Annotated in this window: 21 protein-coding genes; 7 read left to right on the top strand and 14 right to left on the bottom strand. The window is 46.0% G+C overall.

The genetic code is table 11. From position 1 onward, the window contains the following. Nucleotides 1–41: 41 nt before the first annotated feature. A complete protein-coding gene (gene dld, locus ACXACM_RS15475) occupies nt 42–1,745 on the bottom strand; it encodes a D-lactate dehydrogenase (RefSeq protein ID WP_474822854.1) in 1,704 nt (567 codons plus the stop codon). A 384-nt stretch (nt 1,746–2,129) separates the two neighbouring features. Here dld and nhaB point away from each other — a divergent pair, with 384 nt between their 5' ends. From nhaB to ACXACM_RS15490, 3 genes are read left to right on the top strand one after another with little or no spacing between them, the layout of a single operon-like run. Then, a complete protein-coding gene (nhaB, locus tag ACXACM_RS15480) occupies nt 2,130–3,710 on the top strand; it encodes a sodium/proton antiporter NhaB (protein WP_474822856.1) in 1,581 nt (526 codons plus the stop codon). 15 nt (nt 3,711–3,725) lie between these two features. Continuing rightward, on the top strand, nt 3,726–4,247 hold the full coding sequence (gene dsbB, locus ACXACM_RS15485) for a disulfide bond formation protein DsbB (protein WP_474822857.1): 522 nt from the start codon (nt 3,726–3,728) through the stop codon (nt 4,245–4,247). Beyond that, nucleotides 4,244–4,795 carry a GNAT family N-acetyltransferase gene (locus ACXACM_RS15490; protein WP_474822858.1) on the top strand — a complete coding sequence of 184 codons (552 nt, stop codon included), beginning with the start codon at nt 4,244–4,246 and terminating at the stop codon, nt 4,793–4,795. Before dsbB ends, ACXACM_RS15490 begins: the two co-directional genes overlap by 4 nt. Nucleotides 4,796–4,810: 15 nt before the next feature. Here the strand turns inward: ACXACM_RS15490 and ACXACM_RS15495 are convergent, their stop codons facing one another. The 13 genes from ACXACM_RS15495 to ACXACM_RS15555 form a co-directional block, all read right to left on the bottom strand. Beyond that, nucleotides 4,811–5,305 (bottom strand): YcgN family cysteine cluster protein, encoded by a 495-nt coding sequence (locus tag ACXACM_RS15495; protein ID WP_474822859.1) that lies wholly within the window; start codon nt 5,303–5,305, stop codon nt 4,811–4,813. Beyond that, nucleotides 5,302–5,964, bottom strand: coding sequence for a fumarylacetoacetate hydrolase family protein (locus ACXACM_RS15500; RefSeq protein ID WP_474822860.1), 663 nt, complete (start codon nt 5,962–5,964; stop codon nt 5,302–5,304). Before ACXACM_RS15500 ends, ACXACM_RS15495 begins: the two co-directional genes overlap by 4 nt. A 1-nt stretch (nt 5,965) precedes the next feature. Then, nucleotides 5,966–6,958 (bottom strand): lytic murein transglycosylase, encoded by a 993-nt coding sequence (locus ACXACM_RS15505; protein WP_474822861.1) that lies wholly within the window; start codon nt 6,956–6,958, stop codon nt 5,966–5,968. Between the two features lie 11 nt (nt 6,959–6,969). Further along, a complete protein-coding gene (locus tag ACXACM_RS15510; RefSeq protein ID WP_474822863.1) occupies nt 6,970–7,266 on the bottom strand; it encodes a YcgL domain-containing protein in 297 nt (98 codons plus the stop codon). Nucleotides 7,267–7,280: 14 nt separating this feature from the next. Beyond that, nucleotides 7,281–8,444: a ribonuclease D gene (rnd, locus tag ACXACM_RS15515; protein WP_474822864.1), complete on the bottom strand. Its 1,164-nt coding sequence runs from the start codon at nt 8,442–8,444 to the stop codon at nt 7,281–7,283. Between the two features lie 58 nt (nt 8,445–8,502). Then, nucleotides 8,503–10,155 carry a long-chain-fatty-acid--CoA ligase FadD gene (gene fadD, locus ACXACM_RS15520; protein WP_474822865.1) on the bottom strand — a complete coding sequence of 551 codons (1,653 nt, stop codon included), beginning with the start codon at nt 10,153–10,155 and terminating at the stop codon, nt 8,503–8,505. Between the two features lie 125 nt (nt 10,156–10,280). Further along, the gene (locus tag ACXACM_RS15525; RefSeq protein WP_474822866.1) at nt 10,281–11,120 is read right to left on the bottom strand and encodes an alpha/beta fold hydrolase; all 840 of its coding nucleotides are present in this window, start codon (nt 11,118–11,120) and stop codon (nt 10,281–10,283) included. Nucleotides 11,121–11,199: 79 nt separating this feature from the next. After that, nucleotides 11,200–11,925 (bottom strand): Slp family lipoprotein, encoded by a 726-nt coding sequence (locus tag ACXACM_RS15530; RefSeq protein ID WP_474822868.1) that lies wholly within the window; start codon nt 11,923–11,925, stop codon nt 11,200–11,202. Between the two features lie 106 nt (nt 11,926–12,031). Next, the gene (locus ACXACM_RS15535) at nt 12,032–12,340 is read right to left on the bottom strand and encodes a hypothetical protein (protein WP_474822869.1); all 309 of its coding nucleotides are present in this window, start codon (nt 12,338–12,340) and stop codon (nt 12,032–12,034) included. A 244-nt stretch (nt 12,341–12,584) separates the two neighbouring features. Then, the gene (tsaB, locus tag ACXACM_RS15540; RefSeq protein WP_474822870.1) at nt 12,585–13,259 is read right to left on the bottom strand and encodes a tRNA (adenosine(37)-N6)-threonylcarbamoyltransferase complex dimerization subunit type 1 TsaB; all 675 of its coding nucleotides are present in this window, start codon (nt 13,257–13,259) and stop codon (nt 12,585–12,587) included. Between the two features lie 12 nt (nt 13,260–13,271). Then, entirely contained in the window at nt 13,272–15,185 is a 1,914-nt protein-coding gene (locus tag ACXACM_RS15545) for an ATP-dependent DNA helicase (protein WP_474822872.1), read from the bottom strand. Between the two features lie 84 nt (nt 15,186–15,269). Further along, a complete protein-coding gene (locus ACXACM_RS15550) occupies nt 15,270–16,586 on the bottom strand; it encodes an alpha-amylase family glycosyl hydrolase (protein ID WP_474822873.1) in 1,317 nt (438 codons plus the stop codon). A gap of 69 nt (nt 16,587–16,655) precedes the next feature. Then, on the bottom strand, nt 16,656–17,618 hold the full coding sequence (locus ACXACM_RS15555) for a sulfite exporter TauE/SafE family protein (RefSeq protein WP_474822874.1): 963 nt from the start codon (nt 17,616–17,618) through the stop codon (nt 16,656–16,658). A gap of 146 nt (nt 17,619–17,764) precedes the next feature. On the opposite strand from ACXACM_RS15555, the gene ACXACM_RS15560 reads away from it, so the two are divergent. From ACXACM_RS15560 to ACXACM_RS15575, 4 genes are all read left to right on the top strand, one after another. Next, on the top strand, nt 17,765–18,652 hold the full coding sequence (locus ACXACM_RS15560) for a TraB/GumN family protein (protein WP_474822876.1): 888 nt from the start codon (nt 17,765–17,767) through the stop codon (nt 18,650–18,652). 237 nt (nt 18,653–18,889) lie between these two features. Continuing rightward, nucleotides 18,890–19,465, top strand: coding sequence for a lipid-binding SYLF domain-containing protein (locus tag ACXACM_RS15565; RefSeq protein ID WP_474822877.1), 576 nt, complete (start codon nt 18,890–18,892; stop codon nt 19,463–19,465). Between the two features lie 348 nt (nt 19,466–19,813). Further along, on the top strand, nt 19,814–21,331 hold the full coding sequence (locus tag ACXACM_RS15570; protein ID WP_474822878.1) for a DUF3360 family protein: 1,518 nt from the start codon (nt 19,814–19,816) through the stop codon (nt 21,329–21,331). 141 nt (nt 21,332–21,472) lie between these two features. Continuing rightward, nucleotides 21,473–21,808 carry a metalloregulator ArsR/SmtB family transcription factor gene (locus ACXACM_RS15575; protein ID WP_474822880.1) on the top strand — a complete coding sequence of 112 codons (336 nt, stop codon included), beginning with the start codon at nt 21,473–21,475 and terminating at the stop codon, nt 21,806–21,808. Nucleotides 21,809–21,818 lie beyond the last annotated feature (10 nt).

Genomic DNA, 21,818 nt, shown 5'->3' on the forward strand with positions numbered 1-21,818 from the left:
CTATGTCTGTACTTAAGTGTTATCCTGGCAACACGTGAGAGCTACAAACAACACGCGCAATTTCGCTTTGTTTTCTCCATCTGGCCAATACCTGGGTTAAACGTATTGGTGGGATCTAAAGATTTATAGAAGTTGCGCAATCCATCTTCTGCTGAGTACAAGTGGCCAACGTTGTGCTCAGCAGGATATTTAGCTCCACGAGAATCCAGTAGCCTCAACATATCTTTTTTAACTGCCTTGGGATCTACTCCTTTTTTCAGTATATAGTCCTGATGAAAAACATGACAAAAGAAGTGACCGTAATAGAGTTTTTTATCGATTTTCTCTTCGATGTGGCCAGGCAACGATTCTTCCCACTGTAACTCATTTCGACGTAACGCAATGTCCAGTGCAAGTATGTCCCCTACGTCCTTTTCGTGTAAAAGTTGATAACGCATAGCCGCCCCCGCGGCCGCAAAACGGTTGAGAAATGCAGCTTGCGTCTCTTCAGCATTACACTCAAAAAAACTCCCACAATCATTGTTACCATTAAAGAAATCAGTGAGATAGCTGCGCGCTTCCTCAACTCCATTCCCGCTCATTTTTAGGATCAGGTGATGTTCGTAGCGATCTCTGTAAGTCACCAATTTATGAGGTAAATGAAATGGAAATAACTTTGCAATGCCCTGCATGACACGGTCTGTCAGATAATGAGGTACGAATTTTAGCTTATTTAACACAGCGTCAATTCGCCCCTTCATGGCAAACATTTTCGGCAGTCGGTCTGTACCTAAGAGTTTCACGGCTAAAAAAGTATCTTTCCCGTAATCTCTGGATACATCGAAAATATCCCGATGCATATACTCCCCTACTTCAGGTAAATGTTTGAACTTACTAAGCATGTGTCGTCGAAGAGTTGTCAATGTTGTCGGATCATTCGTGCCGATGTAAAAAGTTTGCTCTTTTTGCGCAACGGGAAAGGTATCTAAACGCACAGCAAATACAGCAATTTTTCCTGCACAACCGCTGGCTTCGTACAGCCTGGCAGTATCTGCGTTGTATCGGCTGGGTGTATCGGCGTCTATGTTCCGCAGCAATGTTTCGTAATCCGTGGCGCTGGCTTTTTCTGCAGTAGCTAAATCGGCGAGTTCAAATTGTCGGTTTTCCAGGTTATTCAGGATTTCTTCAGGTGTTCCTCCCAAATCAATTCCGAGATGATTCACCAGGGAAAGCTCGCCTTTTTCGTTTACCCAGGCAAAAACTGATAATTCGGTATACGCAGGCCCTCGCTTTACCAAGGCGCCGCCAGAATTGTTCGCCACGCCACCGACCACGGTGGCACCGAGGCTTGACGACCCAATTACAGAGTGGGGAGCTCTGGAAAGCGGCTTTAGTGTCTTTTCCAGCTTGTGTAGTGTAGTGCCCGGTAAACACACCACCTGCTCGCCTTCTCCCAAAACCATTAACTTATCCATGGCCAGGGTATTGATGACCACCACTTCCCGATCGTAGTCGTTACCAGACGGCGTCGACCCCTCAGTTAAGCCGGTCTTCGCAGCCTGCAGAATAATGATGCAATCATTTTTTACACATACCTGCAACACATGCCAGTACTGCAACAACGTTTGCGGAAATACGACTGCTAGCGCACTGCCTTTACCAGAGCGCCACCCAGCGCGGTAATGCTCAGTTTTCTTATCGCCAGTAGTAACAAATTTGGAAGACACAATTGAGATAAGTTGTGTTACCACAGGATGAGGGGCCATAAATACACTCCCGTTCAAATTGGCATATTTTATCCTTAATTAATCAAGAATATATAATTTTTTATGAAAAGGTAATTTTATTTAGATAATCAGAGGCTTTCGGCGTCGCGCCCGGAACCAACGAACCTGACAGAAAACCTGCTCTTTTGTAGTCACACCGGCGAGACGCATTAATTAAAAACAATAAAAAAGGTGTCTGCACTCATACTTACTACGTATTTCCTGTCTTTCTCATCATTTCATTTTCAGGTAATCTCTGTTTACCATAAAAAAATCACAAAAGTCGTCTAGAATCATGTAGTCACACTTCCTTGAAACTATTCTGGAAGTAATACAAAAAAAAGCGACAATCTTCGCCAACACGTTGTTAAAGGAAAAGTAAACATGCAAACCTCGCTGCCAATGGCGTTATATAAAAACTTTCTCGGACATGCACCGGATTGGTATAAGAAAACCATTGTGGCATTTCTTATTGCAAACCCATTCTTATTCATGGTGGATACCTATATCGCTGGCTGGGTTTTAGTTATTCAATTCATCTTCACCCTGGCAATGGCCTTGAAGTGCTATCCCCTGCAACCTGGCGGCTTACTGCTCATTGAGGCCATGTTCATAGGCATGACCTCACCAGGACATATGATGCATGAAATTGAAGTTAACCTTGAAGTACTCCTGCTTCTGGTATTTATGGTGGCAGGCATACATTTCATGAAGGACTTACTCTTATTTCTGTTCACCAAACTGGTAATCAGAGTAAAAAATAAGATGGTGCTTTCTCTGGCGTTTATTACTGCATCAGCCTTCTTATCAGCTTTCCTCGATGCACTTACGGTTGTCGCTGTTATTATTGCCGTAGGGTTGGGTTTTTACACGATCTATCACAAAGTAGCATCAGGTAAAGAGTTTCACCACGACCACGACCATACCGATGACAATAATGTTCAACACCTCGGAAGAGACGATTTAGAAAATTTCCGCGCGTTTTTACGCAACCTGATGATGCACTCTGCTGTGGGTACTGCCCTCGGTGGCGTAATGACCATGGTGGGTGAGCCACAAAACCTCATTATTGCTGACAAGGCTGGCTGGGACTTTGTAGAGTTCGCCACCCGAATGGCCCCCATTACCATACCTGTATTTGTGTGTGGTTTACTTACAACCATCATTCTTGAAAAAACAAAACTGTTTTCTTATGGGGCACAGTTACCTGCTGCGGTAAGAGATATACTCGTTTCTTACGACAAACACATGGATGAAGGACGCACTAACAGAGATAAAGCTCGCTTGGCAGTTCAAGCCCTCATTGGTGTGTGGCTGGTCGTTGGCCTGGCCGGACACTTTGCCTCTGTCGGGCTTATCGGATTGTCGGTTATAGTGCTTGCGACGTCCGCTAGCGGCATCATCGAAGAACATGCATTAGGCAAGGCGTTTGAAGAAGCCCTGCCCTTTACCGCGCTACTTTGTGTATTCTTTGGCGTAGTAGCCGTTATTATCGATCAACAGCTCTTCCAACCTGTCATACAGTGGGTGCTATCTTTTGAAGGTGAAACTCAACTCGTTATGTTCTACCTGGCAAATGGGGTTCTATCGATGGTCAGCGACAACGTGTTCGTGGGCTCTGTCTATATCACTGAGGTAATGGCCGCTTTAGAACAAGGACAAATTACCCGTGACCAGTTCGACTTACTTGCCGTTGCCATTAATACGGGGACTAACCTGCCCTCAGTGGCAACACCGAATGGACAAGCGGCATTTTTATTCCTGTTGACCTCGGCCATTGCACCACTGCTAAGGCTGTCATATGGGAAAATGGTAGTCATGGCACTACCGTACACTGTGGTACTCACCTTAGTAGGTCTGGCAGCCACCTATTTTGGGCTGGTTGACGCTACACAGACACTGTACGATATGCATCTTATTGAACACCACACGGCATTACCCGGTACGGGTGCCGAGTCACACTAGGATGCGTCACTCGATATGAGTATTATTCATTGGATAAGTAGCCAGGCAGAGCGCAAAGCTCCCTGGCTACTCTTATTTATCTCCGCTTTTGGGTTGCTTGCTACTGCTCTGTTTTTTCAACACGTGAATGGGTTAAATCCTTGCGTCATGTGTATTTATCAGCGTACTGCAGTTATCGGTGTTATGTTGTCTGCTCTTTTGGTAGTTATCATTAATCACGGCCTAACCAGAATGATAGCTTTCGCCGGCTGGGCAGTATCATCAATTTGGGGCTTTCTGATAGCCAGGGAACACTATGAGATCATTCACAGCGACTCATTTTTTGCCAGCTGTGAAATTGTGCCTAATTTCCCCTCATTTATGCCCCTATATAACTGGCTACCATTTCTGTTTGAAGCCAAAGGCGATTGTCTTGATGATGGTTGGCGTTTTGCAGGTTTAGGTATGCCTGAATGGATGATGGTGATTTTCGCAGTATATGCCGGGCTCTTCATAGTCGTTTTTGGTGCTCGTATATTGGATAAGAAACCCTTTTGATTGATTTGACCATACTCCCTTCACGGTTGCCTTCGATTGCGACGACCTCTGAACCAATAGTCGTTGAGCGAGCAAGTCTTAAGCATGCAGATGCTCTTAGCGAATCGGCGCAAAAGTCAATCGTGCATGTTCGCCCCTGGCTTGGGGCGAGCCTTTGCCCGGTATCTCCAGCGCAGGCGAGACAGTGTTTGCAAGAACTCGACGCCAAGCGAACTCAGGGTTATGGCATTACCTATTTGCTAATGATGAACGAAAAGTGTCTGGGCATGGGTTTTATCAACTACATTCACCCGATACATCAATCTGCCAATCTGGGCTTCTGGATTAGGCCAGAAGCTTGCGGGCAAGGCTTAGCGGTCGCATTGTGCAACACTTTGTTGAAGCTGGCTTTCCAGCAAATGAATTTGCTTCGACTGGAACTGTATATAGAACCGAACAACAAGGCTAGCTTGCGCGTTGCCGAGAAAATAGGGGCGGAAAAAGAAGGGTTTTGCCGCAAAAGGATCTTCGGACGGGATGCACTGCTATATGCGCTAACCGCCAGTTAGCGCCTATTTAACGCGCTAATCTTTATTTTCTAGCGGCCAGGTAGCGATATAGTCCTCGAAATGCTCCAAATCCACATCCGTTTCAAACACTGTCTTACCTCTCACTGACATGCCAGCACGGTGCATGCGTGCTTTTTTCCCGTTGTTGAGCAAAGGATGCCAGGAAGGCAGACCTTGTCCTTCTTGCAACCGGCGATAACTGCAACTCGGGGGCATAAAGAAGATGTCTTTCAGGTTCTGTTTGGTTAATTTCACACAATCAGGGACTAACTTCGTGCGCTCCGTATACTTTGTACACGCGCAAGTTTTGGTGTTAAGCAGAGAACACGCGATATTGGTGTAGATAATTTCCTCGCCTTGACGCAACACATCAGTTGGTGCGGCTTCACTAGCTTCATCGTCGTCGATGAACTTGTGCAGACAGCATTTGGCACAACCATCACAAATCGATTCCCATTCAGCATCTGTCATAGCTTCTAACGGTTTAGATTCCCAGAATCGTTTGCTCATACCACCACACTTGTCGTTACAGACAGACACCCTTCCAGCTCTGCTGTGACAGTATCGCCGTCGTGCAATGGCCCCACACCTTTTGGTGTACCTGTCAAAATGACATCTCCTGCCTGAAGGGTGAAAACATGAGACATTTCAGCAATAAGCTCAACAACAGGCTTTATCATTAATTTACTGTTGCCCTGCTGCCGAGTTTCTCCATTGATATGTAGCGAAAACGAAATGTCCTGGAGATTACCAAATTGACTTACAGGAATGAAACGACTTAGAGGGCAACTAAAATCAAACGCTTTCGCCCGTTCCCACGGGTAACCTTTAGCTTTCAGTGAGGTCTGAACATCGCGAAGGGTGAGGTCTAACCCCAGCCCTATTCCCCATATTGCGCCGAGAATTTCCTCTTCAGATGCTTTGCACAAAGGGGCTTTAAGCAAAACTGCTAATTCCAGCTCGTTATGACACGCACCCAATGAATCGGGAATTACCACAGGTTCAGACAAATGACACAGCGCTGGCTGAGGCTTCATAAATAGCAAGGCTTCATCTGGCACTTCGTTATTTAATTCCTGAACATGGTCGAGGTAGTTACGACCCACACACAGTGCCCGTGTCACAGGCAACCCGATGGGTTGAGCGAGTTCATTGAGGTGCTGATACATATCAATAACCTTTGTTTATTCGATCCGCTAAATAGCTAACGGAAATACCAAAATACGATGAGCGATTCCACTTCATCAGGGTATGAAAATTACTATAAACCAGATACAAACGCCCTTTCGGTCCGTCTGGCATGATTAACGACGCTTTGACATTAACATCAGGTAAAGGTGACATATCAAATTTTCTCACCCCTCTTTCCTGCCAGGTTGCCAACGGCACAAATTTGTCTTTACTTAAGCCATTGTGCTCACCGTGGTATTGCGGGGTAAATTTTACCTGCCTTCCCCATGTGTAATCCCTATCCCAGCCTTCACTGGCAAGAAAATTAGCAATAGAGGCAAATACATCCGCTGGTGTTCCCCAAATGTCTTTTCGACCATCACCGTCATAATCTACGGCATAAGTCAAAAAGGATGTTGGCATAAACTGGCTTTGCCCCATTGCCCCTGCCCACGATCCTTTGAGGCCATCCGCTTTAGCGTGACCTTCTTCTACAATACGCAATGCTGCAAAAAACTGCTTTTTGAAAAGTGCTTCGCGTCTGCCTTCGTAAGCCAAAGAGGCTAGCGCTGAAAATACCGGAAAGTTACCCTGAATTTTGCCAAAGTTCGACTCATTTCCCCACAGCGCTACGATAAATCTGGCCTGGACACCATACTTGTCACTGATCTCTTCTAGTAAAGCTTTGTGTTGATTATACAACTTCACCGCCTGAGTTACTTTCCAGTCAGGCACGCGAGTTTTGAGGTAGTCGTCCAGGGTGATTTTTTTCTCTGGCTGATTCTTGTCTGCTTTTACAACGGTAGGACGAAAAGTAGCAGTAGCGAGCGCCGCATCAACGACTGAAGGGTCGACCCCTTGCTCCTTAGCTTCTGCGCCAAGCTCGAGCAAATATTGTGCAAAGCCTTCAGCACTTTTTTCTTCCTGCCCTAAAACCGGCTTAGCGCAAACAACCAGAGCCATAAAACTCGCGAAGATGAAAACCTTCCCCATGTTGATCCCCTTCAGAATTTCTTTTCTACGTAGGGAGACATGCCCATAGCCTGGCGATGAGACGCTAGTAAGTCATCCTGTTTCGGCGGCATCTGTAAATAAAACCCTTTTTCTTCTAACGCGTCCTGCACTTCCTTTTTGTCCACTCCTGCTAGCCTGGTCTGCTTTTGCAATGCAACGAGCATCACTAATTCAGGTTTACCAAACTTGTCCATCAATACTTCAGGAACATCTTCAAAAGCGTCCTTTCCAGGCACGTAAAGGTACATGCCTTCTTTTTTTCGTGTTTTGTAAACTGCACAAAGCATACACACTCTCGCTATTATTCATTCATCAGAGGTTTAATAGGACCGATAATCGCTTCTATACGCTCTTTGAGCAACGCAGCACGCCAACCGGAAACCAAGTCGGGGCTCAAACCTTGCGCGCGATATTCATCGTTGTCGAACCACTGCCATTTTAGCACCTGATTGATTTGCTTTTTAGAGGCTATCACGTCTTCCCCTACTTCGTACTGCTGAGCAACGTCTGCGCATACCGCCTTAATCGCACTCATTGTTTTCTTGTACTCGGGGAAGTCGATGAGACGTTTGATACGCGTTAAACGAAGGTGCGGTGGCGCATCTTCAAAAAGCGTTCTCGCCTCTTGAACCAGCCCGAGGAGCGTGTCTGCATAGCGCCTGAAAGTTTGCGGAGGCAGCCCTAAATTGCTCAAAGCACTTCGACTGTTAGGCATTTTAGTTGCAATATCGAACAACTGACTTTCCCGCACCACAAAATTCAGTGCGATATTTTTCTGCCGCGCAACACTGAGTCTCCAGGCAGCGAGATGCCTGAACACGGTTAATTGCTCAACGTTTAATCGCCAGGTATTTTTTAATTGGAGATAAGCAAACTCCGGAGCAATGGAAGCGCGTTTTTTCTCAGCCAAACCGGCTATTTCCTGCACTACCCAATCATACTTGTGGACTTGGTGAATTCGCTCAGCTAACAGGTTGTAAGCTGGGAGCAAGTACAGCACATCATTCGCGGCATAATGTAGCTGAGCTTCCCTGAGTGGCCTTGCCAACCAATCAGTTCGCGATTCCCCTTTATCTAAGTGTTTATCACATAATAACTCTACGAGCTTCGCATACCCCAGCGTAGCACCAAGCCCAAGAATACTCGCAGCAACCTGGGTATCAAAAACCGGAGACGGTATGCAATCGAATGCGGTTAGAAAAGTTTCGAGATCTTCGGAGCACGAGTGCAGTACTTTCACCACGCTCTGATCCTGCATCAAAGCAACAAACGAAGACATGTCATCAATTGCCAGGGGGTCGATAAGCGCCAGTTGCTCGCCGTCGAACAACTGTAACAAACCCAACTGGGGAGTCAGTGTTTTGGTGCGCACAAATTCTGTGTCAATGGCGACAGCTTTCGTCTCTCTCGCTTGCTTGCACAGTACCGTGAGTGCGTTTTCGTCTGTGATTAAAGTATAGTTCATTATATAAAACAGCCGGCATTGTTGCCGGCTGTCCTGTTGTTAAGCAAAGCGTTACGAGCTAGTCGCGCAACTCCCTGCGTAAAATTTTACCAACATTGGTTTTTGGCAGCTCGTTTTTAAATTCAACGTGTTTCGGCACCTTGTAGCCAGTGAGATGCTTTCTACAATGGGCAATAACAACTTCAGCTGAAAGGGTGTCGTCCTTGGCCACAATAAACAGCTTTACAACTTCACCACTCACTTCGTGAGGAACACCAATGGCGGCCGCTTCTACTACATCTTCATGCATAGCCGCGACTTCTTCGATTTCATTGGGAAATACATTAAAGCCCGAAACCAGAATCATATCTTTTTTGCGGTCAACAATATACAAATAACCTTGCTCATCCGCCTTGGCAATATCGCCGGTAGCAAGCCATCCATCTTTCAAAATTTCATCGGTCTCGTCCGGGCGATTCAGATAGCCCTTCATAACCTGAGGCCCTTTAACCCACATCTCACCGGCTTCACCCAGAGCAACTTCGTTACCCTCGTCATCAAGCAATCGAATATCCGTTGACGGCACAGGCATGCCAATAGCGCCTTTATACGCCTCTATGTTTGGTGGGTTAACGGCTACAACCGGCGAGCATTCAGTCAGTCCGTATCCTTCGAGTAAAACTGTTCCAGTGACTTCTTGCCAACGCTCAGCAACCGGACGCTGCACAGCCATTCCGCCCCCTAGTCCAAATTTGAAGTTGGAAAAGTCCAACTCTTTAAAACCCGGAGTGTTGAGCAGCCCGTTAAAAAGTGTATTCACACCAGGCAAAATAGCGAAGTTGTGTTTTGACAGTTCTTTTACAAACGCCGGCATATCCCGGGGGTTAGTGATCAACAAATTTGGACAACCAAATTTTAAAAACAATAAGCAATTAGCCAGTAATGCAAAGATATGGTACAGCGGTAGTGCCGTTACCACGAGGTCTTCTCCCGGCTCAATAACAATCTCGAGGATCCCTGATACCTGCTCAAGATTAGCAATCATGTTGCGGTGGGTAAGCATTGCCCCTTTAGATACACCTGTTGTACCGCCAGTGTATTGCAGAAACGCCAAATCATCGCCTTTCACATCCACTTTCTGATAAGTCAGCTTAGCGCCGGATTTTACCGCCTGCATAAATGAGTCTGCGTCTGGCAGATTAAAATCAGGAACGAGTTTTTTCACATGTTTAACAGCGAAATTGACAACCCAACGTTTTGGGGCTGGCAGCATATCTCCCAATCCTGTTCGAAGAACTTTTTTTACCGGTGTTTCTGAGATAATACTTTCAAGCGTGGCAGCAAAATTATCTACAATTACAATAGCCTGAACATTAGCATCGGTAAGTTGGTGCTTTAACTCACGTGCAGTGTATAAAGGGTTTACATTGACTACAGTCATGCCCGCACGGAGGATGCCAAACATCGCGACGGGATATTGCAGCAAGTTAGGCATCATAATGGCGACTGCGTCTCCACGCTCCAGACCGCTGTTTTGTAAGTAAGCGGCGAATTGTGATGTCAGAACATCTAATTCTTTGAACGACAGGCTTTGCCCCATATTAATGTAGGCAGTTTTGTCACCATAGGTAGCAATTGATTGTTCAAAAATATCAACGATAGACGCATAACGATCAGGGTCAATTTCTGCCGACACGCTAGGGTCATAATGCTCAAGCCAAATTTTTTCCACACACCCTCCGGAAGTCGTTTTTCTTATTATTCGAAGAAAAAGAATACGATTTAACCACTTGTTTACAACTGGTCTGATTTGTTACGTATTTTATAGGATGAATAAGAAAAGATAAACGCCGGTATTTACAATTGTTCAACAAATTGCTTAATGGCGGTACCAACTTCATCGGTTTTTTCCATGTGAATATGATGGCCTCCTTCAAACATTTGCAGTTTGCTGTCACAAAACCAATTGGCTCGCATTTGGTATACAGCATTGATTTCCTTGAAGCTTTTACTTGCTCCACCAATCCATACGGGACATTCAATACTGCGCATCAGAGCCTCAGCCTGGGCTTCTGTCAACCTTAGCGTTGAGCGAGTACGCAATTTGGGATCACTAGCCCAAAAACAATGTCCGGATGCATCTTGTGTTAAATTTCGTTCAATAATCGATCGCGCATGCTCAGGCTGTATATCGGCAATAGCGCAGCGAGCCTTCACCGCATCGTCAAGATTTACTGTCCGTAACCTGTTGCGTTCTTTATTATAACGGCTGCGGATAGAACCAGCTATCTGCTCTGCACTTGAGGCCTCTTCCATTGTCAACGGACCGCAAGCGTCAATGCTAATAACAGCGCTCACCTGCTCGGGAAATACGGCGGCATATAAGGATGCCAAAATCCCCCCTAAAGAATGCCCTAGCATTATCACTTGTTCAAAGCCCTGTTCCTGAACAAATGCATAAATATCCTGTAGATAGTCCATCTGGTGATAGTGTGCACCGTGAGGACGGTGGAAAGAACGACCGTGACCTGGTAGATCGAGCGCAATAAAACGACTGTCATGAAGATAAGGTGCAAGGGGGGACAGCGACGCTGCGTTATCCAAGTAACCATGCAAGCCAATGATTACTTTTCCTCCCCCCTGATTATCCAAAGCTGACAACGATGAATTTCCAATTGCAAATGCAGTTTCTATCATAACGTTTCCTCAACGCGGCAATGAATAGCAAAAAGCGGCAACAATGTGCCGCTTTATAAGGAAAATGATTACCTGTTGATCACTTTATTTTTGTCCGTGAACCACCCGCCACAGGCGAAGGAGTGGAAGCTGATGGCCTGGTTACAACAGCCCGGGGACGTGGTGTACTTGTTTGACTGCTACGAACGTTGCCTCTGAATATCACAGGTTGCGAACGGCTTCTAACAACGCGGCTATTGTAATAATACGCTGGCCCTAACCCTACGCCAAACGCGAACGGAGAATAGTAAGGTCGATAAAATGAATAGTAATAGGGTGAATACCAGCCAAGTCTGTAGTCAAAAAACATCGGGTGAATGAAATTTCCGGAATTCTCTCGCCAAAAATGGAAATTACTTCCCGCTAACCTTGGGTACATGTAAGGTTGCTCGCCAACCATACCTGCAATCGGCGCTTTCACTGTACCGACAAAGGTTACTGCTCTGCCTTCCTCGAAATTAATAGGATCAACAAACCCATCCATTTCGACCTTAAAGCGACCAATAGTTTCTTCTCTCGTGTTAGGCCGTCCGTAGTGATTCAATGGAAAATTGACAACTTCAACAAAGGTTTTATTGTCTTTATTTTCAACCCCAACAACAACTCCACCCCAGCGCGCAGTTTGCCCGCGAACCATTTCTCCGCCAGTTACCGCCTTGTTATAGCTAACAAGATTGGTGTCATCTGGCACAGCAATCTCATCTGGAATGATTGAGCAGCCAGCCATCAACATTACAGCCAAAACCGTAACAAAACTACGAAACATGTTGCCCCCTGAAAATTACATCTGTACATGATGATTATTGCTAACGTAAGCTGAATGGAAACTGAATACAACTATTTGAAAAAATAAAGCGGATATTTAAAGGGCGCTAAGCGTAAATATCAACACCGAGCATTTGACGTATTTTGTCCCTTTGTGTTTCCCGCTCAAGACTCTGATACGCAGAAACAACGTCCCTGCCTTTTCCCTCAGGTTGATCGTAACCCGTTTGTTGCTGAAATTTTTGTGCTGAGTTTAAAACATCGTCAGAGGCATCAGCCCGAATACTACTGATGTTGCGGCTGGCTTGCGCTCCTGAACCCGAGTCTTCATTACTGCGGGCGTCAATACGCTCAGGCTGCTTCCTTTGCGGCGCCTGCTCCGGTCTGAGAATACTAAATCCTGGCTGAATTTCCACGAATTAACGCTTACCTTTAACCACCTAACCATGCCGGTTCGTCTTGTAATAGCCTGTCAGATCAATACGTCTGGCGATGAATCAGGCCATGCTCACGGCATTTAAATAGTGTCCGATACCCACACATACACTTTCTAACACTAGTGCATGGATAAATATCTGACAATGTTTTGCACTGTCATCCATACACTAAAATTTGGTGTTAGCTTTGCTCAATTACACTTACCAAGCAAAATAAACGCCATTATTCTCGACCGGGAAGTTTTTTCCACGTTACTTTATCCCGTAAATAAACGGGTTCTATATTCTCTGCTGAAGATACCTGCCCCTGTTCAAAGCTTGCCTTACCAAGTGGCAACATGAACTCGGCTTGAGGATATAAAACAGTCGGCGGTTCAGAGATTGTACCGGCCAAAGTCTCATACGCTTGCCAACCGGTGCCAACAGCAGCAAACGTTGCTGGTAACAAACTAGCTGCATGCTCCGGCGGACACACGATTTCTTGATCAACCAGACTAGCGATGCCATCTTGGTTTTCATACACTGCGAAATATACCTCCCCCATTCTTGCGTCGATGGCACAAGCAACACAACTGACATCAGCTTCTGATATAGCTTGTTGAGCCATTGCGGCCAGAGTACTAACGCCAGCAACCTTCAACCCTGAACCGAGAGACAGCCCCTGAATCATCCCCGTGGCAATTCTCACACCGGTGAAGCTGCCTGGGCCACGCCCGTAGACTAAACCGTCTAGATCTGTCAGCGACATACCGGCTTGCGTTAACAACGCATCAACCATGGGCAAAAGGCGTTGACTGTGTTGCTGCGGGCATATCTCAAAGTTTGCAAATGCAGTGCTATCGGTAAGCACCGCCACTGAACACGCCTCTGTAGCGGTGTCTATTGCAAGGAGTTTCATAGTTAATTCTCGTTATTCAATAGCTTGTAAAAAAGCGTCAACAACGTCCAGTGAACGCGTTCGTTTCATATTCGGTAAGCTGGACACAAATGTCTGCGCATAGTTTTTTGTCACCAAGCGGTTGTCACAGATAACAAGTACACCCTTATCTGTTGGATCACGGATCAAGCGTCCGGCCCCCTGTTTGAGGGTGATAACCGCTTGTGGTATTTGAATCGCTGCAAAAGGGTTTGCACCTCTTTTCTTCACGTCTTCAATACGCGCTTGTAATAGCGGATCGTCCGGCGAAGCAAATGGCAATTTATCTATCATAACGCATATGAGATCACTGCCACGAACATCAACCCCTTCCCAGAATGCCCCTGTGCCCAATAATACCGCACTTTCGTCGGCCAAATACGCATCAAGAAGGGCTTGTTTTGTCGTGGTTCCCTGCACTAACAGCGTGTTATCTACCGCACCTTCGAGGCGCTTTGCAATTTCCCTTAACATGGCGTGACTGGTAAACAACAAAAAACAGCGACCACGGCTTGCAGCAATTAACCGCTTTGCGGTTTCAAACAAGGTATCTTTCATCGCGTAACTGTTTGGTTCTGGCAAATACCTGGGCACGCACAGTAAAGCTTGTTGCTGATAATCAAAAGGGCTTTCCAACTCTAACGTACGGGCTTCTTCAAGGCCCATTCGTTTTTGGAAATGGGTGAATCCGCCATCTACCGTCAGCGTTGCAGAGGTAAATACCCAGCCTCTGGGCACGGCGTTGATAAAGCGACGAAACTTAGCCGCAATAGACAGAGGCGTTAAATGAAGAACCATATGGCGGTGGGTAGTTTCATACCACAAACTTACTCCTTGCTGTTCTGAATCACAAAGTGCAGCAAGTTGTTCCCGAGTCTGCACCACACGCTCATAAATGTTATCTAAATCTTTGTCACGCCCGATATGAAGCTTGATGACATCATGCAGTACACCGAGACCATCAGATAGTCGGGCTACCTGCGTTTTCACATCGTCACGTTGTAGCGCTTCAGCCCAATTCCCGCGTTCTGGATTATCGGGAAACAGCAATCGCAGATCTGCGGCTGCCAGTCTGCATTTTTCTGCCGTTTTATCCAGTTGCTCGGCGTCTTTCAACACCGTGCGATAAAGCACGTTTATATCTTTTGCCAGCTCTTGGAGTTGTCGTGTAGACACAGCTTCACCAAAATAGTCGCTGGCGATATCGGGAATTTGATGTGCCTCATCAAAAATGATTGCATCAACATCCGGTATAAGTTCACCAAAACCGGTATCTTTCAGCGCCATATCTGCGAAAAACAAATGGTGATTGACCACAATAACATCAGCCTCCAGGGCCTTGCGCCGGGCTTTCACCAGATAGCAATCTTCGTATTGTGGGCAATCTCGTCCTAAGCAGTTATCCACCGTTGACGTTACTAAAGGCAATACTTTCGCATCTTCGGGTAGCGTTTTGAGCTCACCAATATCACCGGTTTTGGTTGTTTCCGCCCAGCTCCTAACTGTTGTGAGTTGTCCTAAAACTTCTTTCTCAACGAGGGTAGAATTTCCTCCATGCTGGCCCATTCGATGTAAACACAAGTAATTGGCCCGCCCTTTTAGCAAGGCTGTTTTTCGTCTACTTCCCAACGCTTTTTTCACTACGGGTAAATCACGATGGTAGAGTTGCTCTTGTAGGTTTTTCGTTCCCGTGGAAATTATAGCTTTGCCTTCAGCGAGTAACGCCGGCCCTAAGTAGGCAAAAGTTTTACCCGTTCCCGTGCCGGCTTCAACGATAAGGCTGTGTTGGTCATCCAACGCCGATTTAACCGCTTTTGCCATGTCGGTTTGTGCTTCGCGAGGCATGAAGCCGGGAATGGCTTTTGCGAGTAATCCGTCGGATGTAAAGAGATCAGAAACTGATGGCATAAAAAACAACTACAAATCGAAAGGCGTCATTATGCCAGATTCTTTCACGAAAAGGAGGATGTTTTCACTGCATTAAAGACCAGTTTATTGGTCTATCGAGGAATAGAAAACACGGTAAGCCCATGGCGCCAGGATAAGTGGTTGCGCTGAGTCAAGTGTGGTTTCGGTACCGCCGAGAACATCCCTGTAAGTCCCGTTATAAAGCGACGACGTGAAGGTGGGAGCAACGGTATCAGGTGAAAAATTCAGGATTACCAGTACTTTGTCACTGCCCTGCATTCTGACAAAGCTAAACACTCTTTTCATATCGTTGCCAGGCACTTGGATCATGGTAGCGCCAAATTCGCCATTGCCCAATGCGGGAACAGACTTTTTAAATTCAATTAATTGTTTATACAAATCGCCAATACTGTGGGGCTGCCACACAATAGGGTCTCTTTCGAAAAATGCCAATCGCTTTACCTCGCCCGCTTCCTGCCCATTGTGAATCAATGGCATTCCCTCGCCAACAACAGACAACACAATTGCTGCTTCCAGAGCCTCTCCAAATTGCTCGTATTGCGTACCATCCCAGGCATTTTTGTCATGATTGCTGACAAACGTCATTCTGTATGCAGATGAGGGCCAACTTCTTTCATTCCACGAGTAGTATTTCCGCAACTTGTCCAAACTACAGCGCTGATGGGCGATAGCGTGCATCACTTCATTCCACGACCAGGCATAAGTCATATTGAACGCTTTTTCGTGCAAATCGCGACTCTCCCATTCAGCGAGCATGAACACAGGCTTTACCGCTTCCAGCGCCCCTCTTACCTGCTCCCAAAAGTCGATGGGCACATAGCCCGCAACATCACAACGAAAACCGTCGATATCGTGTTCTTCAACCCAATACTTCATTGCATCTGCCATGTAGGCTCGCAATGCAGAGTTGTCGTAATCAAACTCAATAATGTCGTCCCAATCCCACCACGGTGAAGGACGAAACTGCCCTTCGTGATCGCGGGCATACCACTCAGGATGAGCGTCGACCAGCGGGTTATCCCAAGCGCTGTGATTAGGCACCCAATCAAGGATCACTTTCATGTCTAAAGAATGCGCCGCCCCAATCAGGGCATCGAGGTCGTCTTTAGTACCGAACTCTGGGTTGACGCCATAATAATCTGCTACGGCGTAAGGGCTGCCAAGCTCGCCTTTGCGATTTTTTTCGCCAATGGGATGAATGGGCATAAGCCAAATGATATCTGCACCGAGCTCCCGAATATCAGCAAGTCGGGATTGTACGCCATGAAAATTTCCTTCCTCACTGAACTGTCGGGTATTCACTTGGTAGATCACTGCATGCTTTGACCACTGCGGCTGCAAAACCTGATATTTAGAAGCAGGACTAAACTCAGAAGACATGATTTTCTCCTCGACGCAATCTATTCGAACTATATCCATTAGTACTGACGAGCAGAACAAACAGTTTATTTACAGCAACAGACTACTCACTCCTAGAATCAATACCCAGAGAGCAAAAAAGACTTTGACCGTGGACGGTGCAAACGCCATCACCACATATCGGGCCAATCTGCCTCCAATGATAGCGCCAGCGCCTGCGAACAACACCACTTCCCAAACCACGGAATAGGCGATAAAAGCATGATAAACAACGCCAGCCCATACGCTAAATGCACTGAGAATGACCGCTGATGCAATTGACATTGTTACGCTGAAGCCGCGCATAATAAGGTAAACAGCAACCAGTTCCCCCACGCCCACCGAGAGCCAGGCCGTAATTGCCCCGCCGATAAAACTCACAGCTGGTAAAAAAAGTATATCAATAGTGGTAAGTTCGCCAGAAGAAGGCAGCCGTTTCATTCGCGGCACCGTGGCAAAAATCATGACACTTAGCACCATTGAGAAAATGCCGAACGTCACATGCAATTGGTCTGGGCTGGTGCCGATGCTATTGAGTAACGCAATATTTTCGCCAGCAAATTGCACCATAGCCAGCCCACACCAAGCTGCAGGGGTTGATAACACCAACGACAATGGCAGCGCTTGCCACTGCACAGAGCTTTTTCCATTGGCCCGATAGTATTGCCACCAACTACAAGCACCTGCGGTCATACCACAGCATTGTATCGCGAAGCTTGTGGCAACGATATTAAGGGGAGAAAAGCCTAGTTGCTGAAAGACAGGAACAAAAACAACACCGCCACCGGCTCCCGTAGCATTGGCAAAAATAGCGCCTATAACGCCAAGTAGACTAAAAGCGCTGTACTGAGTTATTAACGACCATGATGACCCCAGACTAATGAAACCTGCCATCCATAAAAACATCAAACCCCATAATACCGGAGACAACGCAAACTTCTTTAACACAGACCAATTTTCACTGAAAACCACACAATGCTTCGCACTTTGCCAGAAACTTACGAGGTTTAACAATATTCTTGATGGCTTCTTTTATTAAGACCAATTATAACTGAGCCATTCACGTCCATACCAAATACGAACAAGAAGATTGTGATTTGATAAAGATCTCAGTACATTCACATCACTACAATAAGGATTAGGTGCTACGGAGATCCACCATGCTAAAACAATTTTTGCGCTTTTCGTCTTTATACATCCCCACTTTTGGTATTCTTTGCTGTGTACTGTCATTCAATAGTCTTGCTGCATCCGTGTGGGAAGTAACGAAGAAAGGTAACACGGTGTATTTAGGCGGCACACTGCACATATTAAGCCCAGGCGATTATCCGCTTCCCACTGCCTACGACAAAGCATACAAAAATGCCGACACGGTTGTATTTGAAACCGACCTCGCTGCCTTAAACTCACCAGAATTCACCCAGAAAACAATGGCTCTGATGATGTATACCGATGGCAGAACCATAAAAGATGATCTCTCTTTGGAAACCTACCAACAACTCAGTGACTTTTTAGCATCCCGGGGTTTGAGTATCCAACAAGTTAGCGTTATGAAACCCTCTATGTTGGGTATTACCCTCTCTATGCTGGAAATGCAGCGCCAGGGTTTGACTAGCCAGGGGGTCGATAATTTCTTCTTTGAATTGGCAAGTAAAGATGATAAGCACATCGACTGGTTTGAAACACCGGAAGAGCAACTGACTATCCTTGCAAACCTCGGCCAGGGAGAAGAAGACGCCTATATTAGGTACACGCTGGAAGAACTGAAAACCATGCCTGATTTGCTCGATCCATTGAAAAAATACTGGCGAAATGGCGACATGACGGGCCTGTATGAATTTTCGATGGCCGAATTTAAAGCAGACTATCCAGATGTGTACGCTGATGTGCTCACGACCCGCAACAAAGCCTGGTTGCCTAAAATAGAAAGGTTTCTTACCACCCCTGACACAGAGCTTGTGTTAGTGGGGACTATGCATATGGCCGGAGAAGAAGGTGTTCTCTCTATGCTTAAAGCAAAAGGTTACAAAGTGACCGTGTTGAACTAGAATGTATTACCCCATCGAGGTGTGGCTTTTTCGCAACACCTCGCCCCTCTAGTTTTACCGCCCTGGTTCCAAAAATATTTAACTTACTGTTAGAAAAAGAGAAAATTAATAGCGCACGCTTTTTGCAGCGTCTTTGCAACATTAAGAGACGCCCGTTTGTGTTTCTCACGGAAATGATGCCTTTAAGAAACAACGGCTAGCACGGGCCAAATTATTTTTTCGCTTTTGGAGTACGCTATGGGTTCATATACACGTCACCTATTCCCGGCTGTTTTTGTAACGCTTTTAATTAGCCTTTCTGGTTGCGCTTCCATGGGCTCAGGTACTGTCGCTGAAAAACGAGAAGCCATACTTACCATGCAAGACACTGCCCTGGCCCAGTTGTACCGGGAAAAACCGGATACTAAAGCCCAACTCGCGAATGCTCCTGGTTATGCAGTTTTCAGTAACGCCAACGTGAACGTTATTTTTGTCTCTGCTGGCACGGGATATGGCGTACTAAATAACCGGGTGACAGGAACTAAGACATACATGAACATGGCTGAAGGTGGTGTTGGGTTAGGCATCGGTGCGAAGGACTATCGAATTGTGATGGTATTCCACACCCCAGAAGCAATGAATTATTTCTCACAACATGGATGGACTGCTGGCGGTAATGCGGATGCGACTGCAAAAGCTGGCAAAAAAGGGGTAACTTACACCGGCGAGGGCTATTTCGGTGATGTAACAGTGTACACCATGACAGAAAGCGGTTTGGCCTTACAGGCAATGGTGAAAGGAACCCGTTTCTGGGCAGATGAGCAGCTCAACTAACTACCTGATTACCCTTACAGGGGGCTATTTGCTCCCTGTAAGGGTGACTTAGTTTTTATATCAGTGCTTTTAACGTCAAACTAACAACCGCTGATTGATTTCCCCCTCCCCTGCAAAAGAGTATATAAGACTAATATCTTATACCTTTTAATTAACATAAAAATAACATTCAGAATGTTTGAGACAGGATTAAAAAAACTTTAAATCAATGAATTAAGCACTCATGAAAAAAACAAAACCCCAAAAAGTAAAAATTGAGTTAGATTAGAGACAAAATCTTAACAGAGATATCTTCAAACCTTCAATACGATGCCTGCACCCTCTGAATTAACGCGATTGGTGTATTTAATGTGTGCGAGCAAAACACTGAAGATTGAACCTGAAACTTCCGATGCTACCGAAGCAGATCCGCTTCAAAGCTCTGACTATCAAAAAAATCACAAACCCCGGGCTTCGTTTTCAAGCCGGGATGAATATCTCGAGCACGAACTACAGGTAATGTCTCCCAAACGTTGGCGTCCCAACCTTCCTTTTGTAGACTATCGATTTGAATGGGAAGACACGATTCCTGCCATGGCTGGAACCATAGGTAAAATCGTGATGGTAGGGGCCATCGCTGCTACCTTTGCTGGTCCATTAGGTTTAAATGATGGGTTTATACTGGAAAACGTTCGCTATGAACTCATCATTGTTGCCTTGTTTATTCTTCTGTTCTCCGGTTTTCTCTTGCCAACGGCAAACCTTGCGGGAACGCACGGCCCACTTATTCCGCTGATCCCCATCGTCGTTAGCGCTGGCGGTCACCCCATGGCGTTTGGTTTGTTAATCGGTATTTTCGGTTTACTACTCGCGGTCAGTAAAGGTGGGAGCCTTCTTGCAAAATTAACCAGCAAAGGAGTTTGCGGCGGGTTACTGCTTTATCTTGGCTTTATTGGTACAACGTCGCAAGTGAAAAAATTATTCGCCTGGGCACAAGGCATTAATATGGAACACATTGCGTTTATCGTGATCGCCTGTACCATTTTACTGTACGCATTGCTAGAACACTGGAAGAAACGCTGGCTTGCCGTGCCACTAAGTTGCCTTCTGGGCGGAAGTTTAGCTTTTCTTCTTGGTGCGCCTTTTGAGTTTCATACCGCACCAGGTTTTCCAAATATGAATCCGGCTTATTGGTGGGGAGACACCACAGGATGGCAGTTGGGATTACCAACCGCTGAAAGTTTCATGGTTGTCTTACCTTTTGCTGTGTTAGCCGTAGCTATGTGGTCTCCTGACTTTCTGGGTCATCAGGTTTTCCAGAAAATTAGCTACCCACCGCGAACCGAGAAAGTGCAAATGAACATCGATGACACGATGATAAGCGCTTCGGCGCGACAAACTGTCGGCTCTTTACTAGGAGGCGCAAACTTTACCTCTTCATGGGGCACTTACATTGTGCCTGCCGCCATCGCTAAACGCCCCATTCCAGCAGGTGCTTTGCTGACCGCCCTTTTTTGCGTCATTGCCGCTGTGTGGGGCTATCCAATGGATTTAGCTATCTGGGAACCCGTTTTATGCGTCGCACTCATTGTTGGCGTTTTCATCCCTCTACTTGAAGCCGGTATGGAGATGACCCGGGAAGGCAAAACCACTCAATCTGCTGCTATCGTTGTCTTCGCGTCCGCTCTGGTAAATCCAGCTTTTGGTTGGTCGTTAACGCTTTTACTGGATAACCTGGGATTAATTGGATGCAAAACACGTAGCGCCTCACTTTCGACAATGAGTCGCTGGATTATTCCCGGCATTATGTTTGCCACCTTAACTCTGGTAATGGCACTTGTAGGCTTGTTACCTGGTTTACCTGCCATTCTACCAAACTTTCGTTAGTAAAAGCTTACCCACAACGGCTAAGCCGTTGTGGGTAAACTCTCTTCTGCAATTAAAATATAAATGTCACAAAACTGTCTTTGACACTCATCCAAAAACATGCAATTATCCACATATGTCAATTTTTACATATGTGAATTTATGGATGCATTAAAACTTTTCAAATGTCTGTCTGACGATACACGTCTGAAGTCAGTGCTGCTAATTCATCAATTCCAGGAAGCCTGCGTCTGTGAGTTGATGGAAGCGCTCTGTATGGACCAACCCAAAATTTCCAGGAATCTCTCAGCACTGAAAAAGTGCAACATTCTTGTCGATGAACGCCGGGGAAAATGGGTGTATTACAAGATGCATCCACAGCTCCCCCAATGGACGAAAGACGTCATTGAACAAACCGCAAGGGGCACTCATGACGAGCTATCGAGCCTATTCAACCAATTCAAAACTTGCCAGATTAACAGTAGTAATTGCTGCTAAACACTTTAGG

The organism is Alteromonas sp. AWQ4_252, assembly GCF_056158205.1.